Source organism: Paractinoplanes polyasparticus, from assembly GCF_019710575.1.
GTDB lineage: Bacteria > Actinomycetota > Actinomycetes > Mycobacteriales > Micromonosporaceae > Actinoplanes > Actinoplanes polyasparticus.
The window spans coordinates 97,309-112,323 of the sequence record NZ_JAHWFK010000011.1 but is presented as its reverse complement, the minus strand read 5'-3'; the positions used below and the strand labels follow the sequence as shown (position 1 = coordinate 112,323).

14 protein-coding genes are annotated in these 15,015 nt (G+C 70.8%); 7 read left to right on the top strand and 7 right to left on the bottom strand.

Features of this window, described 5'->3' with window-relative positions; genetic code table 11:
• Positions 1-40 precede the first annotated feature (40 nt).
• Complete coding sequence (lepA, locus tag KXC43_RS14415) at positions 41-1,921, top strand: translation elongation factor 4 (protein ID WP_221376553.1); 1,881 nt, start codon at positions 41-43, stop codon at positions 1,919-1,921.
• An 80-nt stretch (positions 1,922-2,001) separates the two neighbouring features.
• On the top strand, positions 2,002-2,277 hold the full coding sequence (locus KXC43_RS14410) for a GlsB/YeaQ/YmgE family stress response membrane protein (protein WP_221376552.1): 276 nt from the start codon (positions 2,002-2,004) through the stop codon (positions 2,275-2,277).
• A 103-nt stretch (positions 2,278-2,380) separates the two neighbouring features.
• Here the strand turns inward: KXC43_RS14410 and KXC43_RS50785 are convergent, their stop codons facing one another.
• The 3 genes from KXC43_RS50785 to KXC43_RS14395 form a co-directional block, all read right to left on the bottom strand.
• The gene (locus tag KXC43_RS50785; protein WP_308129081.1) at positions 2,381-4,369 is read right to left on the bottom strand and encodes a PAS domain-containing protein; all 1,989 of its coding nucleotides are present in this window, start codon (positions 4,367-4,369) and stop codon (positions 2,381-2,383) included.
• Between the two features lie 139 nt (positions 4,370-4,508).
• A complete protein-coding gene (locus KXC43_RS14400) occupies positions 4,509-5,372 on the bottom strand; it encodes a hypothetical protein (protein ID WP_221376551.1) in 864 nt (287 codons plus the stop codon).
• A gap of 57 nt (positions 5,373-5,429) precedes the next feature.
• Positions 5,430-6,206: an enoyl-CoA hydratase-related protein gene (locus KXC43_RS14395; protein ID WP_221376550.1), complete on the bottom strand. Its 777-nt coding sequence runs from the start codon at positions 6,204-6,206 to the stop codon at positions 5,430-5,432.
• Positions 6,207-6,242: 36 nt separating this feature from the next.
• Between KXC43_RS14395 and hemW the strand changes: the two genes are divergently transcribed.
• Positions 6,243-7,445 (top strand): radical SAM family heme chaperone HemW, encoded by a 1,203-nt coding sequence (gene hemW, locus KXC43_RS14390; protein ID WP_221376549.1) that lies wholly within the window; start codon positions 6,243-6,245, stop codon positions 7,443-7,445.
• Between the two features lie 37 nt (positions 7,446-7,482).
• Here hemW and KXC43_RS14385 read toward each other — a convergent pair whose 3' ends face one another.
• Complete coding sequence (locus KXC43_RS14385) at positions 7,483-8,142, bottom strand: DUF4870 domain-containing protein (RefSeq protein ID WP_221376548.1); 660 nt, start codon at positions 8,140-8,142, stop codon at positions 7,483-7,485.
• 160 nt (positions 8,143-8,302) lie between these two features.
• Here KXC43_RS14385 and hrcA point away from each other — a divergent pair, with 160 nt between their 5' ends.
• Positions 8,303-9,325: a heat-inducible transcriptional repressor HrcA gene (gene hrcA, locus KXC43_RS14380; RefSeq protein ID WP_221376547.1), complete on the top strand. Its 1,023-nt coding sequence runs from the start codon at positions 8,303-8,305 to the stop codon at positions 9,323-9,325.
• 17 nt (positions 9,326-9,342) lie between these two features.
• Positions 9,343-10,485 carry a molecular chaperone DnaJ gene (gene dnaJ / locus KXC43_RS14375; RefSeq protein ID WP_221376546.1) on the top strand — a complete coding sequence of 381 codons (1,143 nt, stop codon included), beginning with the start codon at positions 9,343-9,345 and terminating at the stop codon, positions 10,483-10,485.
• A gap of 8 nt (positions 10,486-10,493) precedes the next feature.
• On the opposite strand, the gene KXC43_RS14370 is transcribed toward dnaJ, so the two are convergent.
• Positions 10,494-11,453 (bottom strand): NAD(P)H-binding protein, encoded by a 960-nt coding sequence (locus tag KXC43_RS14370; protein WP_221376545.1) that lies wholly within the window; start codon positions 11,451-11,453, stop codon positions 10,494-10,496.
• 84 nt (positions 11,454-11,537) lie between these two features.
• Here KXC43_RS14370 and KXC43_RS14365 point away from each other — a divergent pair, with 84 nt between their 5' ends.
• Positions 11,538-12,329 carry a helix-turn-helix transcriptional regulator gene (locus KXC43_RS14365; protein WP_221376544.1) on the top strand — a complete coding sequence of 264 codons (792 nt, stop codon included), beginning with the start codon at positions 11,538-11,540 and terminating at the stop codon, positions 12,327-12,329.
• A gap of 74 nt (positions 12,330-12,403) precedes the next feature.
• Here KXC43_RS14365 and KXC43_RS14360 read toward each other — a convergent pair whose 3' ends face one another.
• Both KXC43_RS14360 and KXC43_RS14355 read right to left on the bottom strand, forming a co-directional pair.
• Positions 12,404-13,612 carry a DUF4241 domain-containing protein gene (locus tag KXC43_RS14360; protein WP_221376543.1) on the bottom strand — a complete coding sequence of 403 codons (1,209 nt, stop codon included), beginning with the start codon at positions 13,610-13,612 and terminating at the stop codon, positions 12,404-12,406.
• 107 nt (positions 13,613-13,719) lie between these two features.
• Positions 13,720-14,355: an FMN-dependent NADH-azoreductase gene (locus KXC43_RS14355; RefSeq protein ID WP_221376542.1), complete on the bottom strand. Its 636-nt coding sequence runs from the start codon at positions 14,353-14,355 to the stop codon at positions 13,720-13,722.
• A 90-nt stretch (positions 14,356-14,445) separates the two neighbouring features.
• On the opposite strand from KXC43_RS14355, the gene KXC43_RS14350 reads away from it, so the two are divergent.
• Positions 14,446-15,012 carry a MarR family winged helix-turn-helix transcriptional regulator gene (locus tag KXC43_RS14350; RefSeq protein WP_308129080.1) on the top strand — a complete coding sequence of 189 codons (567 nt, stop codon included), beginning with the start codon at positions 14,446-14,448 and terminating at the stop codon, positions 15,010-15,012.
• The last annotated feature ends 3 nt before the right edge of the window (positions 15,013-15,015 follow it).

Here is a 15,015-nt window from a genome sequence, read left to right as displayed (position 1 = left end):
CCGCGCCGGACCACCACTCGGACGATAAGAACGGAAGATCGTGCCTGGACCGCTCGACCCCGGCGTGAACGTGATCGGTGCGACCGATCCCGCTCGCATCCGCAACTTCTGCATCATCGCTCACATCGACCACGGCAAGTCGACGCTGGCCGACCGCATGTTGCAGATCACCGGGGTGGTCGACCCGCGGCAGATGCGCGCGCAATATCTCGACCGCATGGACATCGAGCGCGAACGCGGCATCACCATCAAGTCGCAGGCCGTCCGCATGCCCTGGACCGTCCGCGAGGGTGGCCGGCAGGGCGAGACCGCGGTTCTCAATATGATCGACACCCCCGGCCACGTCGACTTCACGTACGAGGTCTCTCGTTCCCTCGCCGCCTGCGAGGGCGCCGTGCTGCTGGTCGACGCCGCGCAGGGCATCGAGGCGCAGACCCTCGCCAACCTGTACCTGGCGATGGAGAACGACCTGCACATCATCCCGGTGCTCAACAAGATCGACCTGCCGGCCGCGCAGCCCGAGAAGTACGCCGAGGAACTCGCGAAGCTGATCGGCTGCGAGCCCGACGACGTGCTCCGCGTCTCCGGCAAGACCGGCGTCGGCGTCGGCCACCTGCTCGACGAGATCGTCCGCCAGTTCCAGCCGCCGGTCGGTGCGGCCGACGCGCCCGCCCGCGCAATGATCTTCGACTCGGTCTACGACGTCTACCGGGGCGTGGTCACCTACGTCCGGGTCATCGACGGGCGCATCGAGGCGCGTGACCGCATCAAGATGATGTCGACCGGCGCCGTCCATGAGCTGCTCGAGATCGGCGTCGTCTCGCCCGAGATGGAGAAGGCCGGCGCGCTCGGCGTGGGCGAGGTCGGCTACCTGATCACCGGCGTGAAGGACGTGCGCCAGTCCCGGGTGGGTGACACCGTCACCGGCAACGTCCGGCCCGCCAAGGAGGCGCTGGGCGGCTACAAGGACCCCAAGCCGATGGTCTACTCCGGTCTCTATCCGATCGACGGCTCGGACTACCCGGCACTGCGCGACGCGCTCGACAAGCTCAAGCTCAACGACGCCGCGCTGGTCTACGAGCCCGAGACGTCGGCGGCCCTCGGTTTCGGCTTCCGTGTCGGCTACCTCGGCCTGCTCCACCTCGAGATCATCGGCGAGCGGCTGGAGCGCGAGTTCAACCTGGACCTGATCTCCACCGCGCCCAACGTGGTCTACCGGGTGTACACCGAGGACGCGGTCGAGCGGGTCGTCACCAACCCGAGCGAGTTCCCGGACGGCAAGATCGCCGAGATCCACGAGCCGGTGGTCCGGGCGACCGTGCTGGTTCCGAACGAGTACGTGGGCGCCGTCATGGAGCTCTGCCAGAGCCGTCGCGGCAGCCTGCTCGGCATGGAATACCTGTCCGCCGAGCGGGTCGAGCTTCGCTATACCCTGCCCCTGGCCGAGATCATCTTCGACTTCTTCGACCAGCTGAAGAGCAAGACCAAGGGGTACGCGTCCCTCGACTACGAGCCGTCCGGCGAGCAGGTGGCCGACCTCGTGAAGGTCGACATCCTGCTGCACGGCGAGCCGGTCGACGCGTTCAGCGCCATCGTGCACAAGGACAAGGCTTACGCGTACGGCGTGGGCATCGCCGCCAAGCTGCAGAAGCTCATCCCCCGGCAGCAGTTCGAGGTGCCGATCCAGGCCGCCATCGGCAGCCGCATCATCGCCCGCGAGACCATCCGCGCGATCCGCAAGGACGTGCTCGCCAAGTGCTACGGCGGTGACATCAGCCGCAAGCGCAAGCTGCTCGAGAAGCAGAAGGAAGGCAAGAAGCGGATGAAGATGGTCGGCCGCGTCGAGGTGCCGCAGGAGGCGTTCATCGCCGCCCTGTCGACCTCCGATGGTCCGGACACCAAGGGAGCAAACAAGAAATAAATCGGTTTGGGTTTTCGGCTACTCGGGAACTCTGGGGCTCGACGGACGCAACAAAGCTTCACCCCCGAGAGGAACCCCCAATGACTGTCACCGGCATCATCACCGCGCTCATCGTCGGTCTCATCATCGGCGCCCTGGGCCGCCTGGTCGTACCGGGCAAGCAGAACATCCCGATCTGGCTGACCCTGGTCATCGGTGTCGTCGCCGCGCTGCTGGGCACCGTTCTGGCCCGCGCCACCGGCGTCGCCGACACCAAGGGCTTCGACTGGATCGAGCTCCTGTTCCAGGTTGTGCTGGCCGCGATCGGTGTGGCTCTGGTGGCCGGCGTCGGCGGTCGCCGCCGCATTCACCGGTAACGATTGCTAAACCTCGAAGCGCCGGACCGAATCGGTCCGGCGCTTCGCTGTGTCCACGGAAGAAAGGACGTCCGGAATTGTCAGCGCCGGGGCGCGCCGGTCGTCAGTAGCGGAACTTGTGCTGGGCGCTTCGGCGGTTGATCCAGGCCGGGAGCTCGTCGACGTTGTCGCGCAGGGGAACGCTGTCGATCGGGTCCTGAGTGTCGCTGACGTTCTGCATGGTCACCACGAAGCCCTGGACCAGGCGGTCCCCGCGCAGGTCGCGGTAGGTGGCCTCGACCAGCACCTGGCTGTGGTCGGGGCGGCGGAGGGCGCAGAACATCGTGCCGTCGCCGCCGGCGGCGAACGCGCGGCGGATCTGGCCGCGGTCGTCGGGGTGGACCAGGTCTTCCAGGGTGGCCAGGGGCGAGATCTTGTCGTCGCCCAGCACTTCGTGCAGGGCGGGGCTGGCGTAGCGGATGCGCTGATCCTCGTCGAGCACGAGCATCAGGTCGGCGGTGTTGCTGATGACCGCGCGCAGGTAGAGGTCGCTGTCGCGGCGGCCCACGGCCTCGACCAGGCTGATCCGGTCGAGGGCCAGCGCGGCCTGGCCGGCGAGCACCTCGAGCGCGTCGTGCGCCGCGGTCAGTGCCTCACGGCGGCCGGTGAGGACCAACGCGCCGCCGCTGGGACGCGCCACCGCCAGCGGCTCCAGCCACAGCGGGCAGACCAGCGTCGTGTCCTCGTTGGCCGACGGGGTGCCGCTCGTGCTCCACCAGCGGCCCGGGCCGCCGGACCGGAGCCGGCCGCTCACGCCCGCGGCGCCGAGCCGGACGGGGCGTGGCGAGCCGGCAGACGTGCCGGGCCGGAGCCGGCGGACGCGGGTGGCAGCGGATCGGAGCGTTCGGCTGAGCCGACCGGAACGACGGAAGCGACCTCGGGTGTGGGCGCGGGGCGCGGGGCGATCGGTGACAGCGACGGCGGTGACGTTCGGAGTTTCGTTGCTGTCAGCGCGGAGGGGTCGCTCGGCGTAGCTCATGGGCTCGGACGGGGCGGACGCGCCGGTGGAAGGATCCGGGGCGACAGTGGCCTCGATGGTGGGGGTGGAGTCGGCCCACCAGCTGCGGGGCCGGCGGCCGGTGGGGGCCGGCGGGAGCTGGGCCGCGGCGAGCCGGCGGTCGTCGGCGGCGAAGACGACGCGGCGCAGGGCGTTCGGCGGGATCAGCGCGGCCACGCCGGCGCGGACGGCCTCGTCGACGGCGGGGAGGTCGGCCGCGGAGACCAGGTCGGCCGTGGCGCTGCGCAGGCCGCGCTCGCGGGCCAGGGCGTGGCTGTTGAGGGTCACCGAATCGGCCAGGCGGGTGATCGTCAGGGTCAGGGTGATCGCGCCGGCGATGGCGATCGGGACGCCGTCGCGGACGGTGCCGTCCAGGGCCTCGATCAGCAGCACGATCGGCGGGGTGGCCACCGAGGCGCCGAGCAGCGCGGCCCAGCGGCCGTGCCAGTGGGTGGTGCGCGGGGGCATCGGCTGGGTCAGGCGAACCATCGACGGGTGCAGTGCGGCCAGGCCCCAGGCGACGTAGAGAACGCGGAAGCCGGATTCGGCCGCTTCGTTCTGGAACAGCGGGTAGAGGACATCGCCCGCCAGCAGGCCGATCGAGCCGGCCAGCAGCAGCATCGCCGAGACGTTGCGGCCGGTGGCGAGATTGAGGCGCAGGGCGACCCCGATCAGCAACAGCGAACCGATCACATCGGACGCCGAGATCCGCGCCCACGGGTCGTTGTCGGCGATCACGAAGACCCACACCACGAGCAGCGCCGCGCAGGCGAACGCCAGCAGGTCGAGCAGCCGGGCCCGGTCGACCAGCAGTGATCCGCCCTGGGTGAACCGCCACAGCGCGCCCGCCACGAGCACGAACATCCCCAGATAGCAGCCCGTAGCCGCCGACATCATGTCGAAGGCGTAGAAAACGTCACCGACAGCTAACGTGAACACCGCGCCGGCCAGGAGCAGCCACGGCCCTACGCGGGCGGGGCGGTGCCACCGCAGACCAACGATGATCGCCGTGCAACTGCCGGCACCCAGGAGAATCCACTCGATCGCCCTTGACACGTCCTACTTAGTACCAGGGTGGTAGCTGTCTGTCCATGTCGATGTATACGCTACGCAACTGCGTACCCGAGACGCCCGCTATCACCGGCAGTCACTATTTGTCGGACCGAAACTTTCGAGGCCGGACCGAAACGCGACGTCAGCTGAACACTTCGGCGACCACGCGTCCGGGCCCGGCGCCACCGTCCGCGCTCACCGCCTGCCACCGGCCGTCCGGGGCGTGCCATTCGAGATTGCCGAAACGTACCCGTTCGAGACCCGTGGCCGAGGCGTGCGACACGAGCCAGTGCGCGTACCGCCAGCCCGCGCTCGCCGTGCTCACCTTGACCGTGAGGCGCGCCGCCTCGGTGGCTGTCGCCGACTCGGGCAAACCCTTGCCCCAGTCGAGCCGCATCCCCTCGGCCAGCGCCGCCGCGGCGGTGGCCCCGCGCAGCACCGGGGAGCCGCTCACGCTGCATTCCACGGCCCCGGTCGCGCGGCCGGTCAGCGCGCGGGCCAGCACGGCCGATTCGTCGGCCCACTTCTCGTACGCGTTGGGATAGGCCGACCGCTGTACCTTCTGCGCAGCGTCGGTGACCCGCATCTTCTGATAGTTCTTGACCTTCTTCAGCGACGAGTAGAACTTGTCGGCCGCGTACCGGGGGTCCTTGATCTGGTCGAAGGTGCCCCAGCCCTGGCTCGGCCGCTGCTGGAAGAGGCCGATCGAGTCGCGGTCGCCGTCGTCGAGGTTCTCGAGCTTCGACTCCTGGAACGCGGTGGCCAGCGCGATCACCACGGCCCGCTCGGGCATGCCCTTGCGCAGCCCGACCGCCGTGATCGTCGCGGCGTTGGCCATCTGGACGTAGTCGAGTGTGACCTCGCCGTCGGCCCGCACGGTGCACTCCGGTCCGATCTTGGGGAGCTTGATGCTGCCGGAGAACGTGTTGACGACCACGACGACGCCGAGCACACCGATGAGCGCGGCAATCGCGACCGCCACGACCGGTGACTTGCGCACTCGCACCCCCACCACTTTGTTGTTCAGGCGACAAGAGTAGACAACGAGGTCACCTCGTACGCGTCACCCGTCCGCTGTCGGTGCGGCGGGAATCCAGGCTGCGGGTCTCTTCTCGCGGAACGCGGCCATGCCCTCGCGTCCCTCGGCGGAGCGGAAGTAGCCCGCCGACCGGGTGGACAGCTCGGCCAGTTCGCCCCGGATCGCCGTACGCCGCAGAAGTTGTTTGGCGCCGGCGAGCGCGAGTGGCCCGCCCCGCACGAGGCTGTCGCAGTAGCCGCGCACCCTGCCGTCCAGCTCTTCGGTGGTGACGGCCGCGGTGACCAGGCCGATCTCGGCCGCCCGGACGCCGTCGAAGACATCGCCGGTGAGATAGAGCTCGGCCGCCGCGCGCGGAGCCAGCCGGGGCAGCACGGTCGCGCTGATCACCGCCGGGATCACACCCAGGCGTACCTCGGAGAAGGCGAACGTGGCGTCGCGGGTGCAGACCGCGATGTCGGCCGCGGCGATCAGCCCGAGCCCGCCGGCGCGGGCCGGACCGGCGACGCGGGCGACGACCGGCTTGGGGAACTCCCAGAGCGCGGCCAGCACGTCGGCGATCATCTCGGCCGGTACCCGGCCGTCGGGGCCCGCCGCGACGGTCTCCTTGAGGTCGGCGCCCGAACAGAAGACGGCGCCCGTGTGCGAGAGCACAACGGCGCGCACCCGGGTGTCGGTGAGAGCCTCGGCGAGGGCGTCCAGCAGCTCGCGCATGAGGGCGGTGGACAGGGCGTTGCGGTTCGCGGGGGAGTCCAGGGTCATGGTGGTCACCCCGGCGTCGGTGACGGTACGGACCAGAGCCATGGCGGAAGATTAACGACCGGCGTGCACACTTGAGAGATGGCCGGCGCACTTCCCGATGGTGAACCCGTTCCGCAGGACGGGTCTCTGCCCGATTCAGCGACGGCGCACGTCGGGAAAGACGGGTTCGCCGTCTACGTTCATGTCCCGTTCTGTGCCAGCCGCTGCGGCTACTGCGACTTCAACACCTACACGGCCAGCGAGCTCGGCGGCGGTGTCAGCCGCGAGACGTACGCCGAGACGGTGCTGCAGGAGCTCGACCTGGCCCGCCGCACGATCAACCCGGCCCGGGTCGACACGGTGTTCTTCGGCGGCGGCACCCCGACGCTGCTCGACGCCGACGACCTCGGCCGGATCCTGCACGGCATCGACGCGGCCTGGGGGCTGGCGCCGGGGGCCGAGATCACGACCGAGGCCAACCCCGAGTCCGTCGACCCCGCCTACCTGCGCCGCCTGCGCGGGCACGGCTTCAACCGGATCTCGCTGGGCATGCAGTCGGCGGCGCCGGGCGTCCTCAAGATCCTGGATCGCCGGCACACGGCGGGCCGCGCCCCGCAGGCGGCGATCGAGGCCCGCGAGGCCGGGTTCGAGCACGTCAACCTCGACCTGATCTACGGCACGCCGGGCGAGACGGCCGACGACTTCGCCGGGTCGCTGCGCAAGGTGGTCGAGGCCGGCGTCGACCACGTCAGCGCGTACGCCCTGATCGTCGAGGACGGCACCCGGATGGCGGCCCGCATGCGGCGGGGCGAGATCCCGTACCCGTCGGACGACGTGGCCGCCGACCGCTATCTGGCGGCGGAGGCGGCGCTGAGCGAGGCCGGCTTCCAGTGGTACGAGGTCTCGAACTGGGCCACCTCCGAGGCGGCGCGCTGCCGGCACAACCTGCTCTATTGGACCGGCGCCGACTGGTGGGGCCTCGGGCCGGGCGCCCACAGCCACGTCGGCGGGGTTCGCTGGTGGAACGTCAAGCATCCCGCCGCGTACGGGAAGAGGCTCGTCGAAGGTCTGTCGCCCGGGCACGGGCGGGAACTGCTGAGCGACGAGGACAGGCACGTCGAGGACGTGATGCTGCGGGTGCGGCTGCGCGAGGGCATCGCGCTCGACCGGGTCGACCGGGTGGGCGCCAAGCAGGCGCTGGCCGACGGGCTGCTCGACCCCGCGGCGTACGAGAGCGGCCGTCTCGTCCTCACCCTGCGTGGCCGCCTGCTGGCCGATGCCGTGATCCGCGACGTGGTGTGACGCGCCGGGCCCCCGTCCCCGGCGCATTTGCCGCGCCCTACTTGATCAGGTTGATGGTCATCGGGTAGTTGTACGGCTCGTTGTTGACCGCCTTCAGCCCGGCGATCACGCCGAAGATGATCGAGATCAGCGCGGCGATCGGGATGATCACGAAGCCGATGACGACACAGGCGGTGGCCCAGCCGATGATGCCGGCGATCGTCCAGACGATCTGGAAGTTCAGCGCCTTGACCGCCTCGGTCCGCACCACCGGCGACTGGTTGCCCTTGGCGAGCATGACCACCAACGGCGCGATCCAGCCGCCGAGTCCACCGCCGACGAGGGCGCCCAGCGCGCCGCCGAAGTGCGCGATCAGGATCCAGGTCTTGTCGTCCTGGGCCGGGCCGGCGCCGTAGCCGGGCTGCTGGTAGCCGTACGGCGGTGGCGGGTTGCCGTAGCCGGGCGGCGGTGCGCCGTAACCGGAGCCCGAGGTGGGCGGGGGTGCGCCGTACCCGGGGCCGGAGGTGGGCGGCGGCGCGCCGTAGCCCGGACCCGACGTCGGCGGGCCGTAGCCGGGGTCGGACGGGGGTGGCGAGCCGTAGGGCGGCGGAGGAGGCGGTGTCGAACCGGAAGTCGGGTCGTTAGCCGCATAAGGGTTGAACGGCCGCGTCGGGTCGTTCGGGTTACCTTCACCGGGCGGGCGAGGTGGTTCAGTCATGGCTGACACCGTAGAGCCGCAGTTCAATGCGGTCGAGAGCGACATGCTGATCGAGTCGGTGAATAGACAGGCGGCACGATCATCGCGCTGACGCCGGTGGCGACGTAGACTGGCACTCTGTCCGTGGGAGTGCCAAGCAGCAGGAGAGGGGGAGGGGTCATTGAGTCTGGATGACCGCAAGCTCGAGGTGCTGCGGGCGATCGTCGAGGACTACGTCGAGACACAGGAGCCGGTCGGCTCCAAGTCGCTGGTCGAGCGCCACCAGTTGGGCGTGTCGCCGGCTACCGTGCGTAACGACATGGCGGTGCTGGAAGAGGAAGGTTACATCCGGCAGCCGCACACCAGCGCCGGTCGCGTGCCGACCGACGCCGGCTACCGGCTCTTCGTCGACCGGCTCTCCAAAGTCAAGCCGCTCACTCCGGCCGAGCGCCGGGCCATCGAGCGCTTCCTGATCGGCGCCGTCGACCTCGACGACGTGGTGCACCGCACGGTGCGCCTGCTCGCCCAGCTGACCCGCCAGGTCGCGGTCGTGCAGTACCCGTCGCTGGCCCGGTCGTCGGTGCGCCACCTCGAGCTCGTGCCGATCTCGACCACCCGGCTCATGCTCGTGATGATCGCCGACACCGGCCGGGTCGAGCAGCGGCTGGTCGAGCTGCCCGGCCCTGTCCCGGCCGACGACGTGACCGACCTGCGCCGCCGGGTGAACGAGAAACTGGCCGGTCAGCGGCTGTCCGACACGCCGCCGCTCGTGCAGGGCCTGGTCGACGAGTGCGCGCCCGGCAGCCGTGCCACCATGGCCTGTCTGGCCTCGGTGCTGCTCGAGACGCTCGTCGAGCGCAGTGAGGAACGCCTCGCCTTGGCGGGCACGGCTAACCTGACTCGTGGGGGTGTGCTCGACTTCCAAGGCACGCTGCGCCCCGTCCTCGAAGCCCTCGAGGAAGAGGTCATCCTGCTGAAGTTGATCGGCGATCTCGAGCCCAGCATGACCCGGGTGCGGATCGGTGACGAAAACAAGATCGACAACCTGCGGTCGGCGTCGGTGGTCAGCACGGGTTACGGCCCCGGCGCGACGATCGTCGGTGGGCTCGGGGTGCTGGGTCCCACCCGGATGGATTACCCCGGCACCATCGCGACCGTGCGCGCGGTGGCACGCTACGTGGGCGACCTTCTAGCACAGAACTGACGAGGATTGCGGAGCCCGTGGCCAAGGACTACTACGGCATTCTCGGCGTGAGCCGGGAAGCCACCGACGACGAGATCAAGCGCGCCTACCGCAAACTGGCTCGGCAATATCACCCGGACGTCAACCCCGATCCGGAAGCGCACGAGAAGTTCAAGGACATCAACGCGGCGTACGAGGTCCTCTCCGACGACCAGAAGCGCCAGATCGTCGACCTCGGCGGCGACCCGCTCGCCCCCGGCGGCGGCATGGGCCCCGGCGGTCCCGGCGGCGCGGGCGGCCCGTTCGTCGGCTTCCAGGACATCATGGACGCGTTCTTCGGCACGGCGGCCGGCGGCAACGCCCGCGGCCCGCGCCCGCGCACCCGTCCCGGCGCCGACGCGATCCTGCGCCTCGAGCTCGACCTGGTCGAGACGGCGTTCGGCGTCGAAGCCCCGATCACCGTCGACACCGCCGTGCTGTGTACCCAGTGCACCGGCGCCGGCACCGCGCCCGGCACCCACCTGGCCACCTGCGAGACGTGTGGCGGCCGGGGTGAGGTGCAGAGCGTGCAGCGCACCTTCCTGGGCCAGGTCGTCTCGTCCCGCCCCTGCGCCACCTGCCAGGGCCACGGCACGGTCATCCCGCACCCCTGCCCCACCTGCGCCGGCGACGGCCGCGTCCGCACCCGGCGCTCGCTCACGGTCAAGATCCCGGCCGGCGTCGAGGACGGCATGCGCATCCGCCTGGCCCAGCAGGGCGAGGTCGGCCCCGGCGGCGGCACCCCCGGTGACCTCTACGTCGAGATTCACGAGCGCCCGCACGACGTGTACTCCCGCAAGGGCGACGACCTGCACTGCCGGGTCACGCTCCCGATGACCGCGGCCGCGCTCGGCACCCGCCTGACGATCAAGACCCTCGACAGCGAAGAGGGCATCGAGGTCAAACAGGGCACCCAGCCGGCCAGCACGCTGCGCATCCGGGGCAAGGGCGTGCCGCACCTGCGGGGTCAGGGCCGGGGCGACCTGTTCGTCCACCTGGACGTGAAGACGCCGACCAAGCTGACGGCCGATCAGGAGCGCATGCTGCGCGACTTCGCCAAGACCCGCGGCGAGGACGTAGCCGAGCTCAGCAAGCAAGGCGGCTTCTTCAGTAGGATGCGGGATGCTTTCAACGGCCACTAAAGGCCAGGTCAAGAGCAAGATGTCGTAGCGGGGCGGTGGGTACAGACCGCTGCTCCCGCCGAGGGTCGCGGCGGGGTGAGCTGGCCGCTGGCGCGTCCAGAACGCTCACCCCACCACGACGACGTGCGAAAGCGGTTGCGCTTCAAACGGAACCCGTCGTCAGCCGGCCCATGCTTTCTCGGCCCACGCTCGGAAGGTGGCCGGGTGGCCGGGCGGCGCGAGGTTATTTTCTCGACGTCCGGGGTGACGATGGCGTTGCCGCCGGAGCGGACCAGGCGGGCGCCCGCCGTGGCCGCCTCGGCGATCTCGGGCGGGAAGAGCTCCGGGGAGGGCTCCCGGTCGAGTACCTCGATCGGCCGGCCGACAATGTCGGCCAGCACGGCCAGTTGCTCCGGCACGGTGATCAGTTCCGGGCCGGTCAGCGTGTAGGTCCGCCCGTGGTGGCCGTCGCCGGTCAAGACCTCGGCCGCCACCGCGGCGATGTCGGCCGGGTCGATCACCCCCTGCTTCCCGTCGCCGAACGGGTTCACGACCGGCCGGCCCGCCCGGATGTCGGGCGCCCAGGCCAGCGAGTTCGTGGCGAAGGTCGTCGGGCGCAGCACGGTCCACTCCAGTCCGCTGCGCCGGAGGGCCAGTTCGCCCCGGAAGTGCCAGGCGCCGAGATGCCCGGGCGGCAGTTCGTGGCCGGTGTCGGGGGTCCCGATCGCGGAGAGCCGGACGACCCGGCCGATCCCGGCCTCCTTCGCGGCGTGGAGCAGGTTCTCCTCGTAGCCGGGCGGCGTGCGCGCGGCCGGCGGCAACAGATACATCGCCTCCGCCGGGACGACCTCGGTGGTGGCGGTCAGACCCGGGCGGGCGGGGACGCGGGCCGGGTCGCGGGTCATCGCGGCGACCTCGAGGCCTCGGTCGAGCAGGTCTCTCACCAGAGCGGAGCCGGTGGTGCCGGTGGCACCGGTAACCAGAATCATGGAGACACGGTGCCGCCCGGGGCGGTGGTCGTCTTGGAAGATCCGGCACTCCCCGGTCTCGCGCGACCCGGCTAGGTTGACGTCATGGCGGTGTTCGTACAGGTGCCCGAGGTGACTACATCGGTGGTTCTCCGGATCACCGCGGACGGCCGCAGCGACCTGATAGTGACGGGTCCGCGGACGCGCGGCCGATACCACCCGCTCCGCACGCCGACGACCTGCGTACGGGTACCGGTCCGCCCGAGCCGGGTCCGGGCTGCGCTCGGGGTCGCACCGGAACGCCTGGTGAACCGCGCGGTCCGGCTGAGCGACCTGTGGGGTGGCGCCGCGACCGACCTGGCCGCGGAGCTGGCGTCTCTCGCTCCCAGCCGCTGGGTCGACGTGGACCCTTTTCCCGCGCCTCCGCCCGCCGCCGACGGGCCGGCGTCCGAGCGGGTCGCGGCCATCCGGTCGCGGATCACCGCCGAGCTGGATCGCCGGGGCGCGGGGCGGCCCGGCGGCGAGCTGGTCGAGTTCGCGATCGGCGAGCTCACCGGGGCCGCCCGGCTGGGCGAGGTCGCCGCACGGGCCGGCGTGAGCGAGCGGCGGCTGCGCACCCTGTTCAGCCGGGACGTCGGGCTGTCGCCGAAGCACGTGGCCCGGATCAGTCGCCTGCGGACCGTGCTGTCGCTCGCCGGCACCCGGGAGTGGGCGGTGGTGGCCGACGACGCCGGCTTCTTCGACCAGGCCCACATGATCAGCGACTTCCGGACCCTGATGGGCGTGCCGCCCGCCGCCTATCTGAGCGGCCGCCTTCCCGGCCCGACGCCTTGCGTGCCGTTGGAGCAGCATGTCGCGGACGGCCGATCAACGTCGCGGCCAGGAAGAGGGCGATGACGATTGTGTCAACGACCGGCGTCGGCGTGCTCATGGTCGCCTCCTGAACGGCATTATGTGCCGCCAGCAGCGGGTCAGTCGTCCGAGGGGAACAGCAGCATGTCGGCGATGAACGAGGTGACCCGGCCCGAGTGGTCGCGGCCGATCCACGTCGGGTAGGCGCCGTCACCCCAGCCGCTGGACCAGGCGATCATGTTGCCACCCGACAGCGTGACGAAGCGTGGATCCCGCAGCTCCAAGGACTGCCACTCGTCGGTCAGGCGTTCGCGGTTGTCCTCGTCGACGAAGCAGGCCAGGCCGGCGTCCACCCCGAAACCGAAGAACTCGCCGTAGCCCAGGTCGAGCAGGTCCTGGCCGTCGCGCAGGGCCAGTTCCCAGCGCACCGGGTGCCGGTCGCTGATGTCGATCCGCACCGCCGCCACGCGGGTGTGGGCGGGGTCGTCGGTGAAGGTGGCCAGGCTGACGGTCACCGGGTAGGTGCCGGCCGGGACCGTGGTCAGGAACGGCTCCTCGCCGTAGTCCAGCGAGGACGGGTCGGCGGCCACGAGGCGGCCCGACGGCAGGTTGAGCTTGCCCGCCGGGCGGGTCGACAGGCGCATCCGGCGGTCGCCGACCGTGCGCTCCGCACCGTCGCGGAACAGCGAAGCCAGTCCGCGGGGCTGGAGCGGGCGCGGCGGGTGCCACGGGCGCTCGTCGGAGGTACGCACCGGGAGGTCCTGAGCCCCGGGCGAGTCGTTGTTGATCCGGAACGGGCCGTCGATCACCCGGGGCACCGCGCAGATCTCGGCGAACTGCCTCACGCAGGCCTCGGCGTGCACACGGGCCGCGCTGTCCAGCAGGGCCTTCCATCGTCCGAAGGCCGGGATCGGCAGGCGCGGGGGCGTGAAGCCGCCGTCCGAGAAGGTGTGCCGGCCGCCGCGGTCGCCCGCGGGCTCGATCGAGTCGTTGCGGCGGCCGCCGATCTGCCAGCTGGTCCGGTGCCGTGCGCCGGTGCCTGCCGGGTCGTGCCACGTCTTCGACTCGCGCAGGAACAGGTCACCCTCGGGAGCCCGGCGGAACTCGTGGACGGCGATCCGCCGGCCCTCGGCGTCGTAGCGGGTGACAGCGCAGTACCCCTCGGCCCAGGAGATGTCGAGCACGGTGTGCGGGCGGCCGCCGGCGAGCAGCACCACGGAGTACGGCTCGCCGGCGGAGTCGCGCGACTCGGCCTGATCCTGCGTGAGCGGGTTGACCACCCCGTCGTCCCAGCCCTCGCAGTACACCGCCGCCACCGTGGTCTCCATGGTCGGCGATCTTATTCAGGGGTGACTCCGTTTCGCCGCCCCGCAGAAGCGACTTTTCCGGTCGTGTCGGGGGCGGTGAGAGCCGAACGAGAGCCGGACGAGAGAGATCAGCGGGAGGCGAGGGTCCGGCCGGCGTGGGTGGCTGCCTCGTGCGCGGCCTTCTTCAGCAGCTCGGCGGTGTCGCGCAGCGCGTCCATGGCCGGGTTGACGCCGGCCAGGGTCAGCTCGCGCTCGATCAGGGTCAGGTCGGCGCCCCAGATGTCCCCGACGACGCGGCGCAGGTAGGCGGTGTTGTGGTCCCAGCCCTCGCGCGGGGTGCCGGGGCCGTAGCCGCCGCCACGGGTGGTGAGCACGATGACCGGCTTGCCGTCGAGCAGCCGCTCCGTGGGGTCGGGGGTGCCCGCCATGACCAGGTCGATCCAGCTCTTCACGTGCTGGGAGACGCCGTAGTTGTAGAGCGGCAGGGCCAGGATCGCGGCCTCGGCGTCGCGCACCTCGGAGGTGAGCTGCTGGGCCAGGGCCACCGCGGCGCGCTGCGCATCGGTCCGCTGGCTCTCGGGCGTGAAGTTGGCGTGGACGGCGTTCGCCCAGGCGTCGGCCGGCAGGGGCGAGGCGCCGAGGTGCCGGCGGACGAACGCGGTGCCCGGGCGGACGGCGGTCCACTCCGCCTCGGCGACGTCGGCCAGCTCGCTCGAGGCCGAGACGGGGCCCTGGATGCTCGAGTCGATGCGGAGAACGGTCATTGCATGCTCCCAACGGGATTGAATGTTCAAGTGGAATGCTGACACCTTCGGCTTGAACATTCAAGTGCGGGAGGGCGGTATTCTTTCGACGTGACTGTTGACACGCCGAAAGACGTCCCCTGGCTCGACGGCGAAGAGCGCGCGGCGTGGATGACCCTGATCGCGATGCTGATGACGGCCCCGGCCGCCATAGACGCCCAGCTCAAGCGCGATTCCGGGCTCAATTTCTTCGAGTACTCGATCATGTCCCACCTGTCCCAGCCGCAGGATCACGCGGTGCAGATGAGCAACCTCGCCCACCTTGCCGGCGGTTCGCTCTCCCGGCTCTCGCACGCGGTCAGCCGGCTGGAGAAGCAGGGCTATGTGACGCGCCGCATCGGCAGCGACGGCGAGAGCCGGTGCGTCCAGGCGTTCCTGACCCCCGAGGGCTACGCCGCCCTGGTGGCGGCTGCGCCCGCCCACGTACGCGAAGCCCGGCGCCTGGTCTTCGACAACCTGTCGACGGCACAGGTGCGCCAGCTGCAGAAGATCGCCCACGAGATCGCGGCGGCCGCCTCGCCCGAGTCGGTCGAGCGCATCGACGCCGCCATCGCCGAGGCCGACCGGGCCGAGCGCGAGGGCCGGTCCGACCCGTGCGTCCCGGGCTCCGTCTGCTGAGGT

Excerpts from the sequence above, each read along its gene's own strand:
- KXC43_RS14410 (WP_221376552.1), top strand. The coding sequence starts at position 2,002 with ATGACTGTCACCGGCATCATCACCGCGCTCATCGTCGGTCTCATCATC.
- KXC43_RS14395 (WP_221376550.1), bottom strand. The coding sequence starts at position 6,206 with ATGGCTCTGGTCCGTACCGTCACCGACGCCGGGGTGACCACCATGACC.
- hemW (WP_221376549.1), top strand. The coding sequence starts at position 6,243 with ATGGCCGGCGCACTTCCCGATGGTGAACCCGTTCCGCAGGACGGGTCT.
- KXC43_RS14385 (WP_221376548.1), bottom strand. The coding sequence starts at position 8,142 with ATGACTGAACCACCTCGCCCGCCCGGTGAAGGTAACCCGAACGACCCG.
- KXC43_RS14370 (WP_221376545.1), bottom strand. The coding sequence starts at position 11,453 with ATGATTCTGGTTACCGGTGCCACCGGCACCACCGGCTCCGCTCTGGTG.
- KXC43_RS14365 (WP_221376544.1), top strand. The coding sequence starts at position 11,538 with ATGGCGGTGTTCGTACAGGTGCCCGAGGTGACTACATCGGTGGTTCTC.
- KXC43_RS14360 (WP_221376543.1), bottom strand. The coding sequence starts at position 13,612 with ATGGAGACCACGGTGGCGGCGGTGTACTGCGAGGGCTGGGACGACGGG.
- KXC43_RS14355 (WP_221376542.1), bottom strand. The coding sequence starts at position 14,355 with ATGACCGTTCTCCGCATCGACTCGAGCATCCAGGGCCCCGTCTCGGCC.